General features: G+C 41.3%; 15 protein-coding genes. 5 read left to right on the top strand and 10 right to left on the bottom strand.

Annotated elements, in window-relative coordinates; all coding sequences use genetic code 11:
• Positions 1–12 precede the first annotated feature (12 nt).
• The gene (gene yihA / locus AC27JR_RS05155) at positions 13–654 is read left to right on the top strand and encodes a ribosome biogenesis GTP-binding protein YihA/YsxC (RefSeq protein WP_008112719.1); all 642 of its coding nucleotides are present in this window, start codon (positions 13–15) and stop codon (positions 652–654) included.
• Here yihA and AC27JR_RS05150 read toward each other — a convergent pair whose 3' ends face one another.
• From AC27JR_RS05150 to polA, 3 genes are all read right to left on the bottom strand, one after another.
• Positions 655–1173 carry a DUF1285 domain-containing protein gene (locus AC27JR_RS05150; RefSeq protein ID WP_487172973.1) on the bottom strand — a complete coding sequence of 173 codons (519 nt, stop codon included), beginning with the start codon at positions 1171–1173 and terminating at the stop codon, positions 655–657.
• Entirely contained in the window at positions 1170–1757 is a 588-nt protein-coding gene (locus tag AC27JR_RS05145; protein ID WP_487172972.1) for a YceI family protein, read from the bottom strand. Before AC27JR_RS05145 ends, AC27JR_RS05150 begins: the two co-directional genes overlap by 4 nt.
• Positions 1758–2251: 494 nt before the next feature.
• Complete coding sequence (gene polA, locus AC27JR_RS05140) at positions 2252–4987, bottom strand: DNA polymerase I (RefSeq protein ID WP_487172971.1); 2736 nt, start codon at positions 4985–4987, stop codon at positions 2252–2254.
• Between the two features lie 510 nt (positions 4988–5497).
• On the opposite strand from polA, the gene elbB reads away from it, so the two are divergent.
• The 3 genes from elbB (at position 5498) to AC27JR_RS05125 (ending at position 9485) form a co-directional block, all read left to right on the top strand.
• Positions 5498–6145: an isoprenoid biosynthesis glyoxalase ElbB gene (gene elbB, locus AC27JR_RS05135; RefSeq protein WP_487172970.1), complete on the top strand. Its 648-nt coding sequence runs from the start codon at positions 5498–5500 to the stop codon at positions 6143–6145.
• Between the two features lie 204 nt (positions 6146–6349).
• The gene (locus tag AC27JR_RS05130; protein WP_008467917.1) at positions 6350–6742 is read left to right on the top strand and encodes a c-type cytochrome; all 393 of its coding nucleotides are present in this window, start codon (positions 6350–6352) and stop codon (positions 6740–6742) included.
• Between the two features lie 178 nt (positions 6743–6920).
• The gene (locus AC27JR_RS05125; protein ID WP_487172969.1) at positions 6921–9485 is read left to right on the top strand and encodes a diguanylate cyclase domain-containing protein; all 2565 of its coding nucleotides are present in this window, start codon (positions 6921–6923) and stop codon (positions 9483–9485) included.
• A 13-nt stretch (positions 9486–9498) separates the two neighbouring features.
• On the opposite strand, the gene rep is transcribed toward AC27JR_RS05125, so the two are convergent.
• Positions 9499–11517, bottom strand: a complete 2019-nt coding sequence (gene rep / locus AC27JR_RS05120) for a DNA helicase Rep (protein WP_076918845.1) — start codon at positions 11515–11517, stop codon at positions 9499–9501.
• A gap of 113 nt (positions 11518–11630) precedes the next feature.
• Between rep and ubiK the strand changes: the two genes are divergently transcribed.
• The gene (ubiK, locus tag AC27JR_RS05115) at positions 11631–11894 is read left to right on the top strand and encodes a ubiquinone biosynthesis accessory factor UbiK (protein ID WP_076918844.1); all 264 of its coding nucleotides are present in this window, start codon (positions 11631–11633) and stop codon (positions 11892–11894) included.
• Positions 11895–11942: 48 nt separating this feature from the next.
• Here the strand turns inward: ubiK and AC27JR_RS05110 are convergent, their stop codons facing one another.
• From AC27JR_RS05110 to ilvD, 6 genes are all read right to left on the bottom strand, one after another.
• Positions 11943–12587 carry a Rossmann-fold NAD(P)-binding domain-containing protein gene (locus tag AC27JR_RS05110; protein ID WP_487172968.1) on the bottom strand — a complete coding sequence of 215 codons (645 nt, stop codon included), beginning with the start codon at positions 12585–12587 and terminating at the stop codon, positions 11943–11945.
• 1 nt (position 12588) lies between these two features.
• Positions 12589–13254, bottom strand: coding sequence for a carbonate dehydratase (gene can / locus AC27JR_RS05105; RefSeq protein WP_008112739.1), 666 nt, complete (start codon positions 13252–13254; stop codon positions 12589–12591).
• Between the two features lie 10 nt (positions 13255–13264).
• Positions 13265–14452, bottom strand: coding sequence for a methyltransferase (locus tag AC27JR_RS05100; RefSeq protein WP_076918842.1), 1188 nt, complete (start codon positions 14450–14452; stop codon positions 13265–13267).
• 102 nt (positions 14453–14554) lie between these two features.
• Positions 14555–15553 (bottom strand): ABC transporter substrate-binding protein, encoded by a 999-nt coding sequence (locus AC27JR_RS05095; protein ID WP_487172967.1) that lies wholly within the window; start codon positions 15551–15553, stop codon positions 14555–14557.
• 143 nt (positions 15554–15696) lie between these two features.
• Complete coding sequence (gene ilvA, locus AC27JR_RS05090) at positions 15697–17250, bottom strand: threonine ammonia-lyase, biosynthetic (protein ID WP_487172966.1); 1554 nt, start codon at positions 17248–17250, stop codon at positions 15697–15699.
• A 2-nt stretch (positions 17251–17252) separates the two neighbouring features.
• A complete protein-coding gene (gene ilvD / locus AC27JR_RS05085; RefSeq protein WP_487173181.1) occupies positions 17253–19109 on the bottom strand; it encodes a dihydroxy-acid dehydratase in 1857 nt (618 codons plus the stop codon).
• Between the last annotated feature and the right edge of the window lie 26 nt (positions 19110–19135).

Genomic DNA, 19135 nt, shown 5'->3' with positions numbered 1-19135 from the left:
TTAGGAGAGCCTGTGCTCAAATCTCGTATCAAGTATAACACTGCGTCTTTTGTTACAAGCGCGCCAGACATCACTAAATTACCTGCTGATACGGGAATTGAAGTCGCGTTTGCCGGTCGATCTAATGCAGGTAAGTCAAGTGCGCTTAATGCTCTAACCGATCAAAAATTGGCCCGCACTAGTAAAACACCGGGTCGTACTCAGCTGATCAACACGTTTGAACTTGCCGATGTAGATGACATGCGCCTAATTGACTTACCAGGTTATGGCTTTGCCAAAGTGCCTATTGAAATGAAAAAGAAATGGCAAAAATCGTTAGGCGAATACCTACAAAAGCGTCAAAGCTTAAAAGGCATTGTGGTATTAATGGATATTCGTCACCCATTGAAAGATTTAGACCGCGATTTAATTAATTGGGCTGTAGGTAGTGAAATTCCAGTATTAGCATTATTAACTAAAGCTGATAAGTTAAAGCAAGGTCCACGTAAATCACAGGTACTTAGTGTTCGTCGTGAATTGAGTGAATTAGATGGCGATATAACAGTTCATGCCTTTTCATCGCTTAAAGGCACTGGTTTACCAGAAGTCGCTAAAAAGTTAGATGAGTGGTACTTAGGCCCTATCGTAGCAATTCCACCCGCCGACGCAGAGTAATTACCCTAAATAAAACCGCTCATTCGCGGAAGTAATAAAATAGCCGAGCTCATCTGCTTCGGCTATTTCAGCCCACTGATAAAACACATTTCTGGCAATTCGTGCAAAACAGCCATGGGGTAATTGCATATAAGGCACTGCACCGCCTTTGTAGTCATTGATATAAAGTGGCTCTGCATGACTTAATAACCAGGTACGCTGTAGGTTATCAATACAACAAATAACATCGCCATCAGATGTCGACTCACGATGCCAACTTACAATAATAAATGGCGCATCCTTAACCTCAATCGCAATTTTCTCTACTGGCGTTTTTAAATAAAACTGCCCATCTTCGCGACACAACACACTAGCAAACAGCTTTATCATAGCCTGGCGGGTAATTTCACTACCCGCATAAAACCATTTACCTTGCTCATCAACCAACAGTGGCAATTGCCCGCAATGAGCAGGCTGCCATTGTTCAAAAGGTTTGCTTGGCTCGCTTAGTTGCTTGCTAAGTTCGTTAAGTGAAATCACTGTTTTTTAAAGGTCAGTGCAAACGTAACCGGTACTGCAGTGGCAATAGAAGGTAAGCCGGCTAATTTTTGTAACTGCATTATCCCTTCGGTGACTTTAAAGTCATCGCTATTAATAATAATAGGCGTGAATGATGCTACGCTTAAATCACCGTTTGCCGCACTACTAACAAGTACATCAACTGCAAGTGGCTTTTTATGACCGTGAAAGTCTAGCTCGGCGCTAACACCTTTTAATACGTACTGCCCAGGCTGCTTAATAAGTGACAATTTATCAGATAAGTCAGCGGTTAATACTGCATTTGCAAAAGTGTCAGATTCAAACAAAATCTTGCTGAGGCGCTCGTTACGAATAGGAATAAACGTTTCAGCTGAGGTTAAATCAACGTTTACGCTAAACTGGCCTTGTTCACTCAGTTGGCCTGTTAACTGAGTAAAATGGCTTGCCTCAGCAATGCTATTTTTTTTAATTGAGACAAAACTTAATTGGCTTTTGTCGTTGAGTAGCTGCCAGTTTGCCGATGCAACACTTGAAACTAGTAAACATGATAAAGATAAACCTGCTATGGCTAACGTTTTAAACATAATGCACTCCTAAAATAAAAGATTTATACCCGAAAAAATAATACTTTGATCAGTCAAATTGAAAATCACTAGTACGCTGAGGTAAAAAGAAAACGCCCAGTAAACTGATGGTATCACTTGAAATGCTAAGTGCAATTAGAGAATAAATTTAACGCTTTGGAGTAAAGCTAAAAAAACGGCCCATCAAATATATGATAGGCCGATATAGCAAACTGGGGAGAAGCTATCAATACGTTGCATCTTACGATGCATCATCAACAGGATGTCCTACAGGATGAGGACGGCGGCACTTTACCAAAAGCAAACGTAAAAATACAAGCATATTATCGATATTCGAAGCGAATTGACGAACCTCTAACGATTTAATACAAACTGCTGTTTAATTTAACTTTTTTTTAACCTACAAGCTAAAAAAAAAGCGCCTATTGGCGCTTTTAAATAATTCTTTTTAACTGTTGTGTTTACCTATAATAAGGCACCCTTGGCATACTAAATTAATGCGCTTGTTCCCAGTTATTCCCTTCGTCAGCTTCCACTATAAGTGGTACATCTAACTGCGCCGCTTGTGACATCAGCTCACAAATTTGCTTAGTGTATTGCTCAGTACACTCTGTTTTAATCTCAAATACCAATTCATCGTGTACCTGCATAAGTAGTTTAACCGTATTAGGCGCTTGCTGATTAACCCATGCATGTACTGTTAACATGGCTTTTTTAATAATATCGGCAGCCGTGCCCTGCATAGGGGCATTAATTGCTGCACGCTCAGCGCCTTTGCGGCGTGCTCCATTGCGGGCATTTATTTCTGGTAAATGTAAACGGCGGCCAAAAATAGTTTCTACGTAACCATTTTCTGCTGCTTTTTCACGGGTTGTTTCCATGTATTCTAAAACACCAGGGAAACGCTCAAAGTACTTATCAATATAATGCTGTGCTTCATGGCGCGGTACATCAAGTTGACGTGCCAAACCAAATGCCGACATGCCATAAATTAAGCCAAAGTTAACGGCTTTAGCTTTACGGCGCATATCTGATGTTACGGCTTCAAGCTCAACTCCAAATACCTCAGCAGCTGTCGCGCTATGCACGTCTAAGCCATTTGCAAAGGCATTGAGCAATCCTTTATCTTGCGAGAGATGCGCCATAATACGCAACTCTATTTGGCTGTAATCGGCCGCCACAATTTTATATCCGTCAGCAGCAATAAAGGCTTCACGAATACGACGTCCTTCTTCTGAACGAATAGGGATATTTTGCAGATTAGGATCGCTTGAACTTAATCGACCCGTTGCCGTTACCGCTTGATGATAAGAAGTATGCACACGCTTGGTTTGCTCATTCACGATCAGTGGTAATTTATCAGTATAAGTTGATTTAAGCTTAGATAAACCGCGATGCTCAATAATCACTTTAGGTAATGGGTAATCATGCGCTAACTCTTGCAGTACTTCTTCTGCTGTTGAAGGTGCTCCCTTAGGCGTTTTTTTGATAACGGGTAATTCGAGCTTTTCAAACAACAGTACCTGCAGTTGCTTTGGCGAGCTTAAGTTAAACGGTTCGCCTGCAATTTCAAACGCTTCTTTTTCAAGCTCAAGTAGTCGCTCACCTAAACGTTGGCTATGTGCTGCTAACATATTACTGTCAATCGCTACACCGGTGCGCTCAATGTCAGAAATAACGCTGACCAGTGGCATTTCTATATCTTCAAACACAGATTTAAGTTTTTCATCAGCCTCAAGTTTCGGCCATAATACTTGGTGTAAACGAAGCGTAATATCAGCATCTTCTGCGGCGTATGGCGCCGCTTTTTCAAGCTCAATTTGATTAAACGTGAGCTGCTTTTTACCTTTACCAGCAATGTCTTCAAAGCTAATATTTTTATGGCCTAAATATTTAAGTGCTAACGAGTCCATATCATGGCGAGTACCTACGCTGTTAAAAACATAAGACTCCAACATAGTATCAAACTTAATACCATTTAATTCATAGCCAGCATTGGCAAGCACACTTTTATCGTATTTTAAGTTTTGACCAACTTTAGCTTTATTTTCGTCAGCTAATATTGGCCCAAGCTTTTGCATCACAAATTCAAGGCTAAGCTGCTCAGGTGCGCCTGGGTAATCGTGTGCAATTGGTAAGTAGGCGGCTTCCCCAGCTTTTACTGCGAAACTCATCCCTACCAACTGAGCTTTCATATACTCTAGGCTGGTTGTTTCAGTATCAAAAGCAAATAGCTCAGCTTCATTGAGCTGCTCTATCAATGCATCAAATTGTGCTTGCGTTAAAATCGTTTCATAGTGTGCATCTTCAACTTTTGGCAGCTCATTCTCTTGGGTTGGAACTGCTAAATGTGTGTCAGCATCTTTTGGATTGTCTAGTAATTCAGCTAACCAGCGACGAAATTCGCACTCACCGTATAAGGCAATTAATTCGTCTTTATTCGGTGTTTGCAATTTAAAAGTATCAAGATCAGATTCAACTTCCACATCACATTTAATCGTGGCAAGCTCATAGCTTAACGGTAAATGATCAATCGCTTTTGCAAGTTTTTCACCTATTTTACCCTTAATATCAGCAGCATTATCAATTACGCCTTGAAGCGAACCGTACTTTTGTAACCATTTAACCGCTGTTTTAGGCCCACACCCTTCAACGCCAGGAATATTATCTACTTTATCGCCCATTAAAGCTAAATAATCGATAATAAGCTCAGGCCCAACACCAAACTTTTCAACCACAGTGTCGGGATCTGAAATACTGTCGGTCATGGTATTGATCAAAGTGACATGCTCATTAACCAACTGCGCCATATCTTTATCACCAGTTGATACCAGTACATGGCGTTGTTGCTCAGAAGCAATACGTGCAAATGTACCAATCACGTCATCAGCTTCCACACCTTCAATACTAATTAATGGAAAACCCATCGCTTTGATAATGCTGTGCAGCGGCGCTATTTGGGTTCGCAGATCGTCAGGCATTGGTGGACGATTCGCTTTATATTCGCTGTACATGTCATTTCTAAAAGTTTTACCTTTAGCATCAAATACCACCACCATATGTGAGGGATCGTATTGTTTGATCAAACTTTTCAGCATGTTTACCACGCCATAAATAGCGCCGGTGGCTTCACCTTTAGAATTAGTTAAATGAGGTGGCGAATGATAAGCACGAAACAAATATGAAGAGCCATCAACAAGAACAAGCGGGTTTTCGGGGATCTGAGCCATGGTAAAATTGGATCCTAAATACAAAAAAGTAATATGAGTGTAAGCATGCCATAAGGCAGTAAATAAAACGACTGTGAATTAATGTGATTAAGGGCGCTACATTTTTAGCAACTTGTGGATAACTATGTAGATAACACCCACGAGCCATTCATCCGAAACATAGTAAAATGCTTAGATTAGTTTGTAGTTTATTGTTTTATTTAAAAAAAGATAATTCGAGGTTCTTTTTTATTATTTTTTTATCAATGTGGAAAAGGCATTTAAACCGTTACTGGTGTTGTAACCCACTTTGATTATTTACGTCCATTTAAATAACTGGATGAGCATTCTAGCATAATGGATCAAAGATCATAGCGATCCTTTATAATTTTTTTCACCCTTACTAGTTATCAAATGGCATATAGCGCATAACAACTTACTTTGCGGCTAAAAAACCAGCAAATAAATTTTTAAATCGACTGATTCGTCGTGTTAAACTTTATTAAAATGACTTCAATGGAGCAAAATAATATGAAAAATATAGCGGTAATTTTAGCAGGTTGTGGCGTATTTGATGGCAGTGAAATTAATGAAGTAGTGCTTACTTTATTACACATTGAAAAAAACAACGCGAAATATCAGTGTTTTGCACCCGATATTACGCAGCACCATACCCTTAATCACATTACTGGTGAGGAAATGGCAGAGCCGCGTAATGTATTAGTAGAATCGGCTCGCATCACCCGTGGCAACATTAAATCACTAACAGAATTAGACGTTACACAATTTGACGCTTTAATTATCCCTGGCGGCTTTGGTGTAGCTAAAAACTTATCTGACTTTGCTATTAATGGCACTAACGCAAAAGTAAATGACGAGGTACTCAGCGCTTGTAAAGCATTTGCAAAAGCAAACAAAGCCACCGGCTATATGTGTATTGCACCCGCTTTATTGCCATTCATTTATAATAAACCACAAATCACTATTGGTAATGATAGCGACACAGCCGATGTTTTAACTTCATTAGGCGCTGAGCATATTGAGTGTAAAGTGGATGATATTGTTATTGATAAAAACAATAAGCTAGTTACAACGCCTGCTTATATGTTGGCACAATCAATTATGGATGCCGATGTAGGAATCGAAAAACTAGTACGTAACGTATTGGCTATGAGTTAGTCGTAAGGGTTCTGATCGCATTTATATGCCTAATGATCCCGTTTTATCTTGGTAATTTATTGAGTTAGGACAATCATTAGTCGTATTTATAAATAAAATCGACTCTGAGCATTTTATAAATCACTGAGTGGAGTTATAATTGTTCTAAATTCCGTCATTTAAAATCGTGATTGATCACGTTCAAATTGAAGTGGGCAAGGCAAAATGAAAAAACTATCAGCTGCAGCATTACTTGTGCTAGCAACCACCGCATACGCACAGCCATATGATAACTCTATGACTGAAGATGCAATTAAAAAACGTTTAGCGCCTATTGGTGCTGTTTACCTTGAAGGTGAGAAAGTAGCGGTTGCTGCACCTACGGGTCCTCGTTCAGGCGAGCAAGTATATCAAGCAGCCTGTTTTGCTTGTCATGGCACTGGTGCTTTAGGTGCTCCTAAATCAGCTGACGATTGGGCACCGCGCCTTGCTAAAGGTAGTGACACCTTATTAGACCATGCGATCAATGGTTTTAATGCAATGCCACCGCGTGGTACGTGTATGGATTGTTCTGATGATGAAATAAGCGCAGCAATCGACTTTATGACTGCTAACTAAAATTAGCTAGCGCAAAAAGTTTTAAATAAAAGGCTTACTCTTTAGTAAGCCTTTTTTGTTCCTAATTCCCGACTTTTCGCTGCACAATTAAGAAAAATATCTACTTGACGCAAAATGTTAAAAGTGGAACTATAATGATTAATAACTATACAAAACAATTATAACTGGTTAAACATCATTGGAAGATAAACTCACTGTACCTAATAGCGTAGTGCGCCAAAATAAACGACTAAAAGCACTATTAAAGAAGTACAAACATGCCTACCACCTCCACAATGCTCTGATACAATTATCAGAGCAGGCAAGTACTGTTGCCGAATTAACCTTACTCTACCCTGCTATTCATGACATTTTACAAAAGTATGTTCCGAGTAAAAGCTTTTATGTAGTACTGGTTGACCCCCAATCGCAACAGTTGGAATTGTCTTATTTCTCTGATGAAAAAGATGGTATTGCGGTGGCACTTAATCGAGATAATAATTTTGAAGAAGGCGCAACGGGTTACGTTTTCAAGCAAGGAAAAACCACTTACTTTACCAAACAGCAAATGCATGATGCTGCCCAGCAAGGCTTATTTAGAGCATTAGGTACACCTGCAGAACATTGGGTAGGCGTCCCCGTTTACCAAGAAAAAAACATAATTGGCGTGTTAGCCGCGCAAAGTTACGACACACAACAAGGTTATAGTTCGCAACAAATAAACCTGCTTGAGGCCATGTCACTCTATTTAGCCACCGCAATTGAACGGGTTAAAAAACGAGAGTTACTCGAATCAGAAGTAAAACTAAGAACCCGGGCATTAACGCAAAGTAATGACGCATTAAACATTGAAATACAACAGCGAAAAAGTGCCCTGCAACGCCAGCAGATATTATTTAAAATTTCAGAGCTGACAACTCAAGCTAAAAACTTAGATGATGCTTATTTTCAAATACACGAAATAATAAAAACCATTACTTACGCGAAAAACCTTTATATTGCCTTGTATGATAAAGAATCGGGTTGGATCAGCTTTCCTTACAGTGTTGATGAATTTCAAGGCAGCACCCAACCAAGGCGTTTTGCAAAGGGTTATAGCGAACTGGTGATCAGCACCGAAGAAACACAAATAATTCACCCGCAAAGAGCGCAAGAGTTATTAAATAGCGGCATTGTAGAGCGTGAGAAACCAATTGATGAATCCAAGAGAGCCACCAGCTGGCTAGGTGCTCCGCTAAAAACCTCGCAAGGGGTTATAGGTTTAATTGTTTGCCAAGCTTATAATAATGAACACCTTTTCACACACGATGATGCAGAACTGATCACCTTTGTATCGCATCAAATTGCCACGGTATTACAAACAAAATTAGCTTCACAGGCGCTAAAAAAGAGCCACCAAGAGCTTGCTTCACGGGTTGATGAAAAAACTAAAGAATTAAGCCAAGCAAATTTACATTTGCAAATGCAAATTGATGAGCGTAAAAAAATAGAACAACAGCTTTATCACGATGCTCATCATGACTCATTAACTGGCTTACCAAATCGGAATTTGTTTTTAACTCAATTAGAAAAAACCCTACAGTATTATCAACGCCATAGCGATGAACACTTTGCAGTGCTGTTTATTGATCTTGATAAGTTTAAAGATATTAATGATCAACTCGGACATCATGCCGGTGATGAGTTTTTAATTAGTGTTAGCAAATTATTCTCACAATGTATTCGTGAACATGACTTATTAGCGCGTTTAGGCGGAGATGAGTTTGTAGTATTACTGACCCACCTGACTGAGCCAAACCAGGCAGAAGATGTTGCCAATCGCATAATTAAAATTATGCAAAAGCCATTTTGTACTAAAGGTGTGTGTGTACAAAGTGGTGCCAGTATTGGGATTACCTATTCAAAGCAAAGCTATAAACATACCGATGAAATCATTCGCGACGCCGATGCAGCTATGTATTATGCTAAGAATTCAGGAAAAAACCGCTTCGAGTTATTTCACCCACTGCTCACTGAGCCTATGTTGCAACATGAGTCACAAACATTGCATCACCTTGATGTATTACCTATGACGTTTCGTAGTTCAGATATTATCACCTTAGATGAGCATTATCAGTGTGCATCGTTATTTGAGGCTTTTGGTGAACACCCAGTCCTTGGCTTTACCAGCTTTGATATTTTAAAGAAGTTTGCTAATGATAAAGAGCAACATGCCAAAGTTGAATTACAACTCATTCAACAAGCTTATAAACAAGCACAACATGCAGAAATAGCCGTTGCGTTATTGCCTTGCTCAAGCTTACTGTTAGAAGAGCACGAGTTTTCTTTACTAAAAGCGACACTAAAACAGTCGGTAAACAGTGACCAGCTTTGCTTATTATTTGATGAGCAAGAGTTGCGTTATGCCAGTTCGCTGCAATTAGAAAACTTAAAACAACTTAAAAAGAACGGTTACTCGATTGGCTTGAACAATTTCGCAAAAGACAAATGCGAGCTTAATTTGCTGACTGAGATAGAGTGTGATTATTTACTGCTTAGCTCCACCTTTAGTAAGCGAATATTACAGCAAGAATGCTACGATTTGCAGTTGCAGGGGGTGCTTGCTATTACTAAGCTTAAACGTATCAAAGTAATAGCTAAAGGCCCGTCAATATTAAACTTTAGAGCCCTTTTAGATAAACACGGTCTAAACCTATTTGTTGCTAAACAGCACCCGCTAACTAGCGCTATGTCAGCCACACTTAAAAATTCAGAGTTAAAATAACACTAAACATATATTATTGTGGCTTTTTCAGCATCGCTCTTAAGTTGGCAACCCGCGCTTGGCCTTTTTCCATACGCTCAGCTTGGGTGTTAGGCGCTTTTTTGTTTTCAAAGGCTAAGTCATCTTGCGGTAACTCTTGCACAAACCGGCTGAGCTCTGTTTGTGATGTTTCACCAAACTGACGACGGATTTTAGCATAGGTTAAGGTGAGCTCTTGTTGCGCGCGGGTGATTCCTACATACGCAAGGCGGCGTTCTTCATCAACATTATCTTCGTCAATGCTTACTTGGTGTGGTAACAATCCTTCTTCCATGCCCACCATAAATACATAGGGATACTCGAGCCCTTTTGAGGCATGCAAAGTTAGTAATTGTACCGCATCAGCTTCATCTTCTTCTTCGTTACGCTCAAGCATATCGCGCAGGGTCAACTTACTAACCACTTCAGCCAGTGTCATTGGCGGATTATCGGCATCACCTGTTAACATGTCTGTTATCCAACGATACAGCTCCGAGACATTTTTCATCCGCATTTCGGCGGCTTTGGCACTTGGCGATGATTCATACAAGTAAGCCTCGTAATTAATATTACGCACTAAATCTTTAACCGCCTCCAGTGTATCACTGCGCACTGCGTTATCTGAAAGCTCAACCACCCACCTAGCAAACCCTGATAATGCATTTAAACCACGGCCTTTTAATCTATACCCTAAGTCGTTATCAAAGCAGGTCGCAAACAAGCTTTGGTGTTTTTCATTAGCTAAGGTGCCAAGCTTTTCAAGCGTGACCGTACCTATTTCACGACGTGGCGTATTCACAATTCTTAAAAAAGCATTGTCATCATCTTGATTCACCAATAGACGCAAGTAAGCCATGATATCTTTAATTTCAGAACGTGAAAAAAACGACATCCCGCCACTAATTTTATACGGGATACGGTTACTCATTAACGACTTTTCAAAACCACGCGCTTGGTGGTTACCTCGGTACAAAATAGCATAATCTTTATAGCTGGTACGTTTCATAAATTTATGAGAAATAATCTCTGCAACCACACGTTCTGATTCATGTTCTTCATCGCGACAACCAATGACTTTAATTTGCTCACCATAGCCCAACTCACTAAACAGCTTCTTTTCAAACTCATGGGGGTTATTTGCAATTAAGATATTGGCTGCTTTAAGAATGCGCCCAGCACTACGGTAGTTTTGTTCTAGTTTTATTAATCGAAGCCCAGGGTAATCTTTACTTAATAACACCAAGTTTTGTGGACGAGCACCACGCCAAGAGTAAATTGACTGATCGTCATCTCCCACCACAGTAAAGCGTGCTCGTTCGCCTACTAGTAATTTCACTAATTGATATTGGCTGGTATTGGTATCTTGATATTCATCTACTAATAAATAGCGAAAACGCTGTTGCCAACGCTCACGTGATGTAGCATTACTGCTTAAAAGCAGTGTGGGGATCATAATTAAATCATCAAAATCCAGCGCGTTATACGCTCTTAATTGATTTTGATAGCGCGCATAAAGCTGCGCAAATAAAGACTTTTGTGCATCTCGTGCTTCACCAATAGCTCGCTCTGGTAAAATGAGTTCATTCTTCCAGCTACCAATTTGCATTTTTAGCAGGTTCAATAGGTCTTTGTCTTTTTTAAGCTCGTCTTCGGTTAAATCAGCAAGTAATTGATTCGTATCTTGGTCGTCAAACAGCGAAAAACCAGGCTTAAAACCCAGTGTTTTTAACTCTTTTTTGATGATTTCAAGCCCAAGCGTATGAAAGGTAGACACCCATAAGCCTTTAGACTCTTGTTTGCCTAAGGTTTGCAAAACCCGCTCGCGCATTTCTTTAGCCGCTTTATTGGTAAAGGTAACCGCCGCAATATTACGCGCTTGATACTCACATTTCTGTACTAAGTACGCAATTTTGTTGGTGATAACTCGTGTTTTACCCGAGCCTGCGCCGGCTAATACTAAGCAAGGACCACTAATGTACTTTACCGCTTCATCTTGTTTAGGATTGAGTTTCATAACGACCAGCTGATTGCAAAAAGACGGGCAATTTTAACGTAATCACTACAATACGCCTAGCCAATAAGGTAATATTAGTTATTATCATTTTAGGCAACAGGCAAGGGACGACTATGATTAACCCAGCAAAACTTGAAGAAATTGCGAAACAGATCACTAATAACATGCCACAAGGCGTAAAAAACCTGGCTGACACACTTGAAGGTAAAACCAAGCAAGTGTTACAAAATAAGCTTGCCGAAATGGACTTTGTAAGCCGTGAAGAGTTTGATATTCAAAGCCAAGTGCTGATCCGCACCCGTGAAAAGCTAACTGAATTAGAAGCAAAAGTAGCGATACTTGAACAGCAATTATCAGCAAAAACAGACGTAGAATAATAAATATAACGCCATAGACGAACCTGCTTTATGGCGCTAATCACTCAGTTATTCAAATAGCTCGTCCAGCACATAGTAACCCGTTGCTTGTTGCTGCTCTATGCTTACCCTCAGCAATTTATTAGCTACTTGCTCACCGGTAATGGGTCTATACCGTTTGAGGATGCCAAAACGCGTCAGCAGTGGAAGTACCACCTCACCGAGCTTTTCTGCAATTCTAAGCTCTGAACGCTCGCCGACTAATAAAGACGGTTGCAAAATACTCAAGCGTGCAAAGCCAAGCTGCTTTACCTGCTGCTCAAGCTCCCCTTTTATTTTTAGGTAACGGCTCATACTATGCGCATTTGCGCCACTTGACGATACCAAACAATAATGCGGAACAGCGTTATTGGCCGCCATTTGCGCGCAAATAAATTGGTATTCAAAATCAACTTTACGTTGTGCAGCCACACTACCCGCTTGCTTTAATGTGGTCCCTAAGCAAGAAAAGAACACGTCACCTTTGAACAATTCAACATAATGCGTCAAACTTTCAAAATCAATAACATGGCTAATTAATTTAGGGTGGGAAAAGTCTAATTGGCGGCGCGATAAACTCACTACCTGCGAATAGCTAGAAGATGCTAACAGCTGCTGTAATAACTGGCTGCCAACTAAGCCGGTACTGCCGATTATTAGCGCCGTTTTAGCCATATTAAAGGTGACTGTCCGCAGATTTATTTAGTACATGGTGTACTGCTTTTTTATAGCTTTCACACTCTTCTTCGGCACAACTAACTACCGATTCTAAGTCATGCAAATGACCATTTTCTAAGCCATATACCCAACCATGCACCGTGAGTTCCTGGCCTCTTAACCATGCATCTTGAACAATGCTGGTTCGTGATACGTTACGCACTTGCTCAATCACATTGAGTTCTATTAAACGATCCAGGCGTTGTTTTTCTGGCAGAGCATTAAGTTGCTCTAGGTGTTTTTCTTTTACATCACCAACGTGGCGAAGCCAGTTATCAATAAAGCCAAAGCGGTCCTCATTTAGTACCGCTTGCACGCCACCGCAACCGTAGTGGCCAACTACCATAATATGCTTTACTTTTAATACTTCGACCGCGTACTGCATAACCGATAAACAATTATGATCGGTGTGAACGACTACGTTGGCAACATTACGGTGCACAAACAGCTCACCCGGCAGTAAATCAACAATTTGATTAGCTGGCACCCGTGAGTCAGAGCAACCAATCCATAAGTATTCTGGGTTTTGTTGCATCGATAAAATTTTAAAAAATTCAGGGTTCGCTTCGCTCGTTCTTGATGCCCAGCGTTTATTATTTTCTAGTAAGTTATTTAAATTTCTCATTACATCTCTTTTAGGTCGAGGGCGTTTTTAAACTGGCTAAAATTAAAATATTACGGGGTGTTAATTGCTTCTCACAAAATGTATTAACACTGACGTCATAGCCTTGCTGCTGCAAATATAAAGCACGATCGAGCACAAGCCAAACTTCTATTGCTCTTCTAAACACATGTCGAACCAGTTCAACTCGCTCTGTTACTTTTTTTCGCGCCTGCCCAATCAATAAAAACTTATTGTAATCAATATCTTTTGGTAGCTTTAAAGCTTTTTTATCAGCTGCCCAGTTACAAAACGCTGCAAACGAATCTGAAAATATCGCTTTATTTACTGAAGGAACGCTGACATACACTGACTCACCAGTAAGTGACTTTCTTAAGGCATCAAATCCAAGTCGCCACTCCACTTCTGTTTTTCGCACTTTACCTACTCGCGAAGGAGCTGTAACCGTTTCTTGCAGGGCGAGCTTTAAATCTCTGTGGGTTAAATTAAGCCTGCTTTGCTGAGCGTACTCGCTCATCACTTGGTAATTATTATCAGTAAATAAATGATAGCAACAAGGTGAAAAGCTAATTTGTGGTACTTTTGCCGCACTAGCTTGATGCATAAAAGTTTGGTGTAACGCGCCGCAGGCATGTAAAGCGACGGCATGGGTGTGTGGGTTGAAAAAATCCTGAGTATTATCTTTGAGGACATCGGCTTGGCTAAATTGCATTGCCAGTCCCTGCTGCTGAGCACTTTTTTGCCCTTGTTCACACAAATGAGATTGTAGCTCAACGCTGTGGACACTTTGCGCACCATTAAAAGCTAACATTCGTCCTAAATGGCCTTTACCTGCACACCACTCCAATACAGGCTGGCTACTAGCGGGTAATGCGCCAACAAAGTCTTGTAACTGAGTAAACTTTCGACCTTTAATACCATTACTGATCCAAAACGGGTATTCCTTTCGACTGTTGGGAATGGCAGGTAATGACACTAATCGGCTAAGTTGCTCAACAGCGGGAATATAAGATGAAAAAAACTGATAAAGCTGCTCTTGATCAGAGTCTAACTCGGCAACTGCCTGGTCAGATAAAGCGCTTAAGGGTGCATGTAATTCAGGCCAAGGTAAGACGTCAAAATCAAACGCAGTGCATTGCCAATACGAGCGAGTATTCATTAGCAACGAGTCGAGGGCAGAAAATTGCTCAGTTAAGGTCATAACAGCTTAGGATATAAAAAAGACAATTAATTATACCAGCACAATAGCGCCTATTTAAGCGGTTATTTTTTTACCCTCACAGAGCAAGGGAGTTGCTTAACCTTATACCCGCTTTTGTTTAGCCGATTTAAGTATTAAACGTAAATAGAGGGGGATAGAAATAATGCTTATTATAATAGCCGCAATCAGCATCCAAGAAAGCTGCAGCGTTTCTTGCTTTTTATATTTATAAATAAAATCAGCTTTTACTTCATCAAACTTTGTTTGATCAACCTCATATAAATCAGCAATTAAACGCCATTTGGCCATCGACATATTACCCACATTAGTACTCGGTGGAGCAATATAGTCTTTCAGTACCTCTGCCTCATATGCCAGTTGATGGAAGCTGCGATCAGGCGCATAAAACTGCTGGGTAATAGCAATGGCTTCATCCATATTCATTACCGCGTAGCGCCACCCTTTTAAACTCGCTTGATAAAACTTTTCTACCGTATCGGGATGGTACTTAATCATATTGTCGCTGGTAAATAAAATATCCGCGTATACATCCATGCCATAACGTTGTGGACATATAAGTCGATGAGCAACCCCTTGCTGGTCCATATGATAAGGTAAGTCGGTAACATACACTTCTATGGCATCTAGTTTATTTTCCATCCATGCTTGTTGTAATTCATCGCCTTTGTAAACAGCCAGTTTTTCGGTATCAATACCACTGCGCTTAAGCATAGTTAGTAACTCAGAATTACTCTCTTTGCTGACTTCACTTACACGCTTGTTAATAAAATCACGGGCATGAAAAATATCTGAAGTTTCTTTTACCATCCAACAGTAAGGAGAAAACTGTAATATAGCAGCCATGGCAACAAAGGGTTCACCGGCAATACGTCGCTCTAATATACCTGAATGCGCTACACCAAATTGCGCCTCTCCTCGCTCTACCGCACCAAAACTGTTTGGCCGTTTTGGATCGGCAGGAACTATATTGACGTCTAAACCGACCTCATTATAAAAGCCTTTTTGTTTGGCCATATAATAGCCAGCAAATTGAAATTGGTGTGTCCACTTTAGCTGTAGCGTCACTGATTCCTGCGCCATTAAGTGGCTACAAAAAAAGCAGGTGCTAATTATTATTCCTTTAAGTAGCAAAGAAGACTTCCATAAACATGATAATTAATTATAACTATATGTAAAACAGCTAATAAAGCAAGCATCTAGATGAGATGCCTGCTTTGAATAAATTATGCTAGCGCGAGCTTTTCAAGTTTTTCTGCTTGAGGTTGGGTAGTTAAAAACTGAGTAAAACAAGGGTTGTGAGTTTCATCTTGAACACTGTAACCGAGCCGATTTAAGTGCTCATTAAACATCTCATACTGGCTTGGTTCAATCGCAAAACCTGCCAATACATTACCCGTTGACCCGCCATGATTACGATAGTGAAATAAAGTAATATTCCAGTTACTACCCAGCGTATCTAAAAAGCGCGCTAATGCGCCAGGGTACTCAGGAAACTCAAACCGCAGTAAGCGTTCATGTAACTGCTCTGGGGCTTTACCACCAACCATATAGCGTACATGTAGCTTTGCTAATTCGTTATCTGACAAATCGCAAAAGGTATACTTGTTATCTGTTAGACTTTGTTTAAGCTCCTCAAGTTCTGCTAACCCTTGGCGCAGTGCAATACCAACAAAAATTTGTGCCTCGCCAGGCCCCGCATAACGATAGTTAAACTCAGTAATGGCACGCCCACCTAAAGATGCACAAAACTGCTTAAAACTACCGCGCTTTTCATCAATGGTCACGGCTAATAAAGCTTCGTTTTTCTCACCCAGCGCAGTGCGCTCAGCCACATAACGTAAGCGATCAAAGTTTAAATTAGCCCCTGATAAAATAGCGGCTAAATTTAACCCCTTTAAACCCGAGTGCTGAGACCATTTTTTAAGCCCTGCAGTTGCAAGCGCTCCTGAAGGCTCAGCTATAGCACGGGTTGATACAAAAATATCTTGCATGGCTGCACATATTTCATCGTCTGATACGGTAACTACTTCATCACAAAACTTTTGTGCCAGTCTGAATGTTTCGCTACCAATTATTTTAACGGCAACACCATCGGCAAAACTGCCAACGCGATCTAGCTCTACCGGCTCGCCTGCTGCTAAAGCAGCTTTTAAGCAGGCGCTTTCATTCGCCTCAACCCCTATCACTTTGATATCGGGGCGCAGCGACTTAATGTATACCGCCATACCTGCCAGCAATCCGCCGCCGCCAACAGGAATAAATACCACATCTAAATCGTTGAGCTGTTGCATTAATTCTCGGGCAACCGTACCTTGACCAACAATCACATCAGGGTCATCAAATGGCGGTACAAATACGCCGTTTCGCTGCTCAGTTAATTCCAGCGCATACGCCTTTGCGGCATCAAATTGATGGCCATGCAATACGACTTCACCACCCAATGCCCTTACCGCATTAACCTTTATTTCAGGTGTGGTCACGGGCATCACAATGGTGGCTTTGTGCCCTAAGTGTGAGGCACTTAGTGCCACACCCTGGGCATGGTTACCTGCGGATGCGGTGATCACAACCGAGCCTTTAGGCAGCTTATTTAATTTATTAAAAGCACCGCGTAATTTAAACGAGTACACGGGTTGCTGGTCTTCACGTTTTAACCAAACATGATTACCTAATCGTGCACTCAATTCGGCCATTTCACTTACCTCAGTCACCTTGGCTAAAGGCTCCATATTGGCTTGGATAATCGCGCGAAAATAATCGAGTTCTTGAGAAACCATACCTAGCTAAGCTCCTCCAGTTTGGCTAAATCGCGAACTGCGCCTTTATCGGCACTAGTTGCAAGTAGCGCATACGCTTTAAGCGCAGATGATACATAACGATCACGATTAAGCGGTTTATACGCTTGTTTACCACGAGCCAGTTGTTTTTGCTTGCGAGCTTCAAGCTCTTCATCGTTTAGCGCCAGCGTTATTTCTCGAGTGGCAATATCGATGATAATTTTATCGCCGTTTTCAACATAAGCAATTGCGCCACCGCTGGCAGCTTCTGGCGATACATGGCCAATCGATAAACCCGACGTGCCACCTGAAAAACGCCCATCAGTAATTAATGCACACTGCTCTGCCAAACCTTTTGATTTTAAATAGCTAGTTGGGTATAGCATTTCTTGCATACCAGGGCCGCCTTTAGGCCCTTCGTAGCGAATAACCACCACATCGCCGGCTTTTACCTCGCCATTTAAAATCCCTTCTACAGAATCATCTTGTGACTCATACACAACCGCAGTACCTTCAAAGTGCAGCATTTCATCAACAACCCCCGCACTTTTAACAATACAGCCATCAACCGCTAAGTTACCGGCAAGTACCGCCAGGCCGCCATCTTGACGAAATGCATGTTCAACACTGCGGATACAGCCGTTTTCACGGTCGTTGTCACCTTCATCCCAACGGCAATCTTGGCTCATTGCTTTGGTGGTACGAATACCAGCGGGGCCAGCACGGTAAAACTTTTGCGCGGCTTCGTTATTCGGATCGGTTGCATCCCACTTTTTAACCAGTTCACCCATTGTCATACCAGCAACATGGTTAACCGATAAATCAACCAGTCCTGCTTTTCCAAGCTCGCGAACTATCGCCATCATGCCACCAGCACGGTGTACGTCTTCAATGTGGTATTGCGCTGTAGCTGGAGCAACTTTACATAAAAACGGGGTTTTACGTGAAAGTTCATCAATGTGTGACATATCAAAATCAACGCCGGCTTCTTGTGCCGCTGCGAGTAAATGCAATACCGTATTTGATGAACCGCCCATAGCAATATCAACCACCATAGAGTTCATAAATGCGGTTTTATTAGCAATGGCACGAGGCAGTACGTCTTGGTTATCTTTTTGATAATACTCACGGCATAAATCAACAATACGGGCGCCTGCTTCAACATACAGTTGTTTGCGGTCTTTATGGGTCGCAAGCGTGGTCCCGTTACCAGGCAGCGCAAGGCCAATTGCTTCTAATAAACAGTTCATAGAATTGGCGGTAAACATCCCTGAACACGACCCACAGGTAGGGCATGCAGATCGCTCAACTTGCTCAGAGTCGGCATCACTTACCGATTCATCAGCGCCTTTAACCATAGCATCAACCAAATCGAGCTTAATATCGATATTCGCTAATTTGGTTTTACCTGCTTCCATTGGGCCGCCCGATACAAAAATAACCGGAATATTTAAACGCAGCGCCGCTAACATCATTCCAGGGGTGATTTTGTCGCAGTTAGAAATACAAATCATCGCATCGGCACAATGGCCGTTCACCATGTACTCTACCGAGTCGGCAATTAAATCACGTGATGGCAGTGAATAAAGCATACCGCCGTGTCCCATGGCGATGCCATCATCGATAGCAATGGTATTAAACTCTTTTGGTACACCACCGGCTTGAGTAATGGTTTCAGCCATCAGTTCACTAAGCTGATTAAGATGCACATGCCCCGGTACAAATTGCGTAAATGAGTTCACAACAGCAATAATTGGCTTACCAAAGTCGGTATCTGTCATGCCTGTTGCACGCCATAATGCTCTTGCGCCTGCGCGTTTACGCCCTTCAGTGGTGGTTGCACTTCTTAATTTAGCCATAGTTACCTCAGTGTTTGCCGCAATTA

The organism is Pseudoalteromonas sp. NH0006-26, from assembly GCF_057552415.1.
The sequence above is the reverse complement of the archived record's forward strand: the minus strand, read 5'-3'. Positions and strand labels throughout refer to the sequence as shown.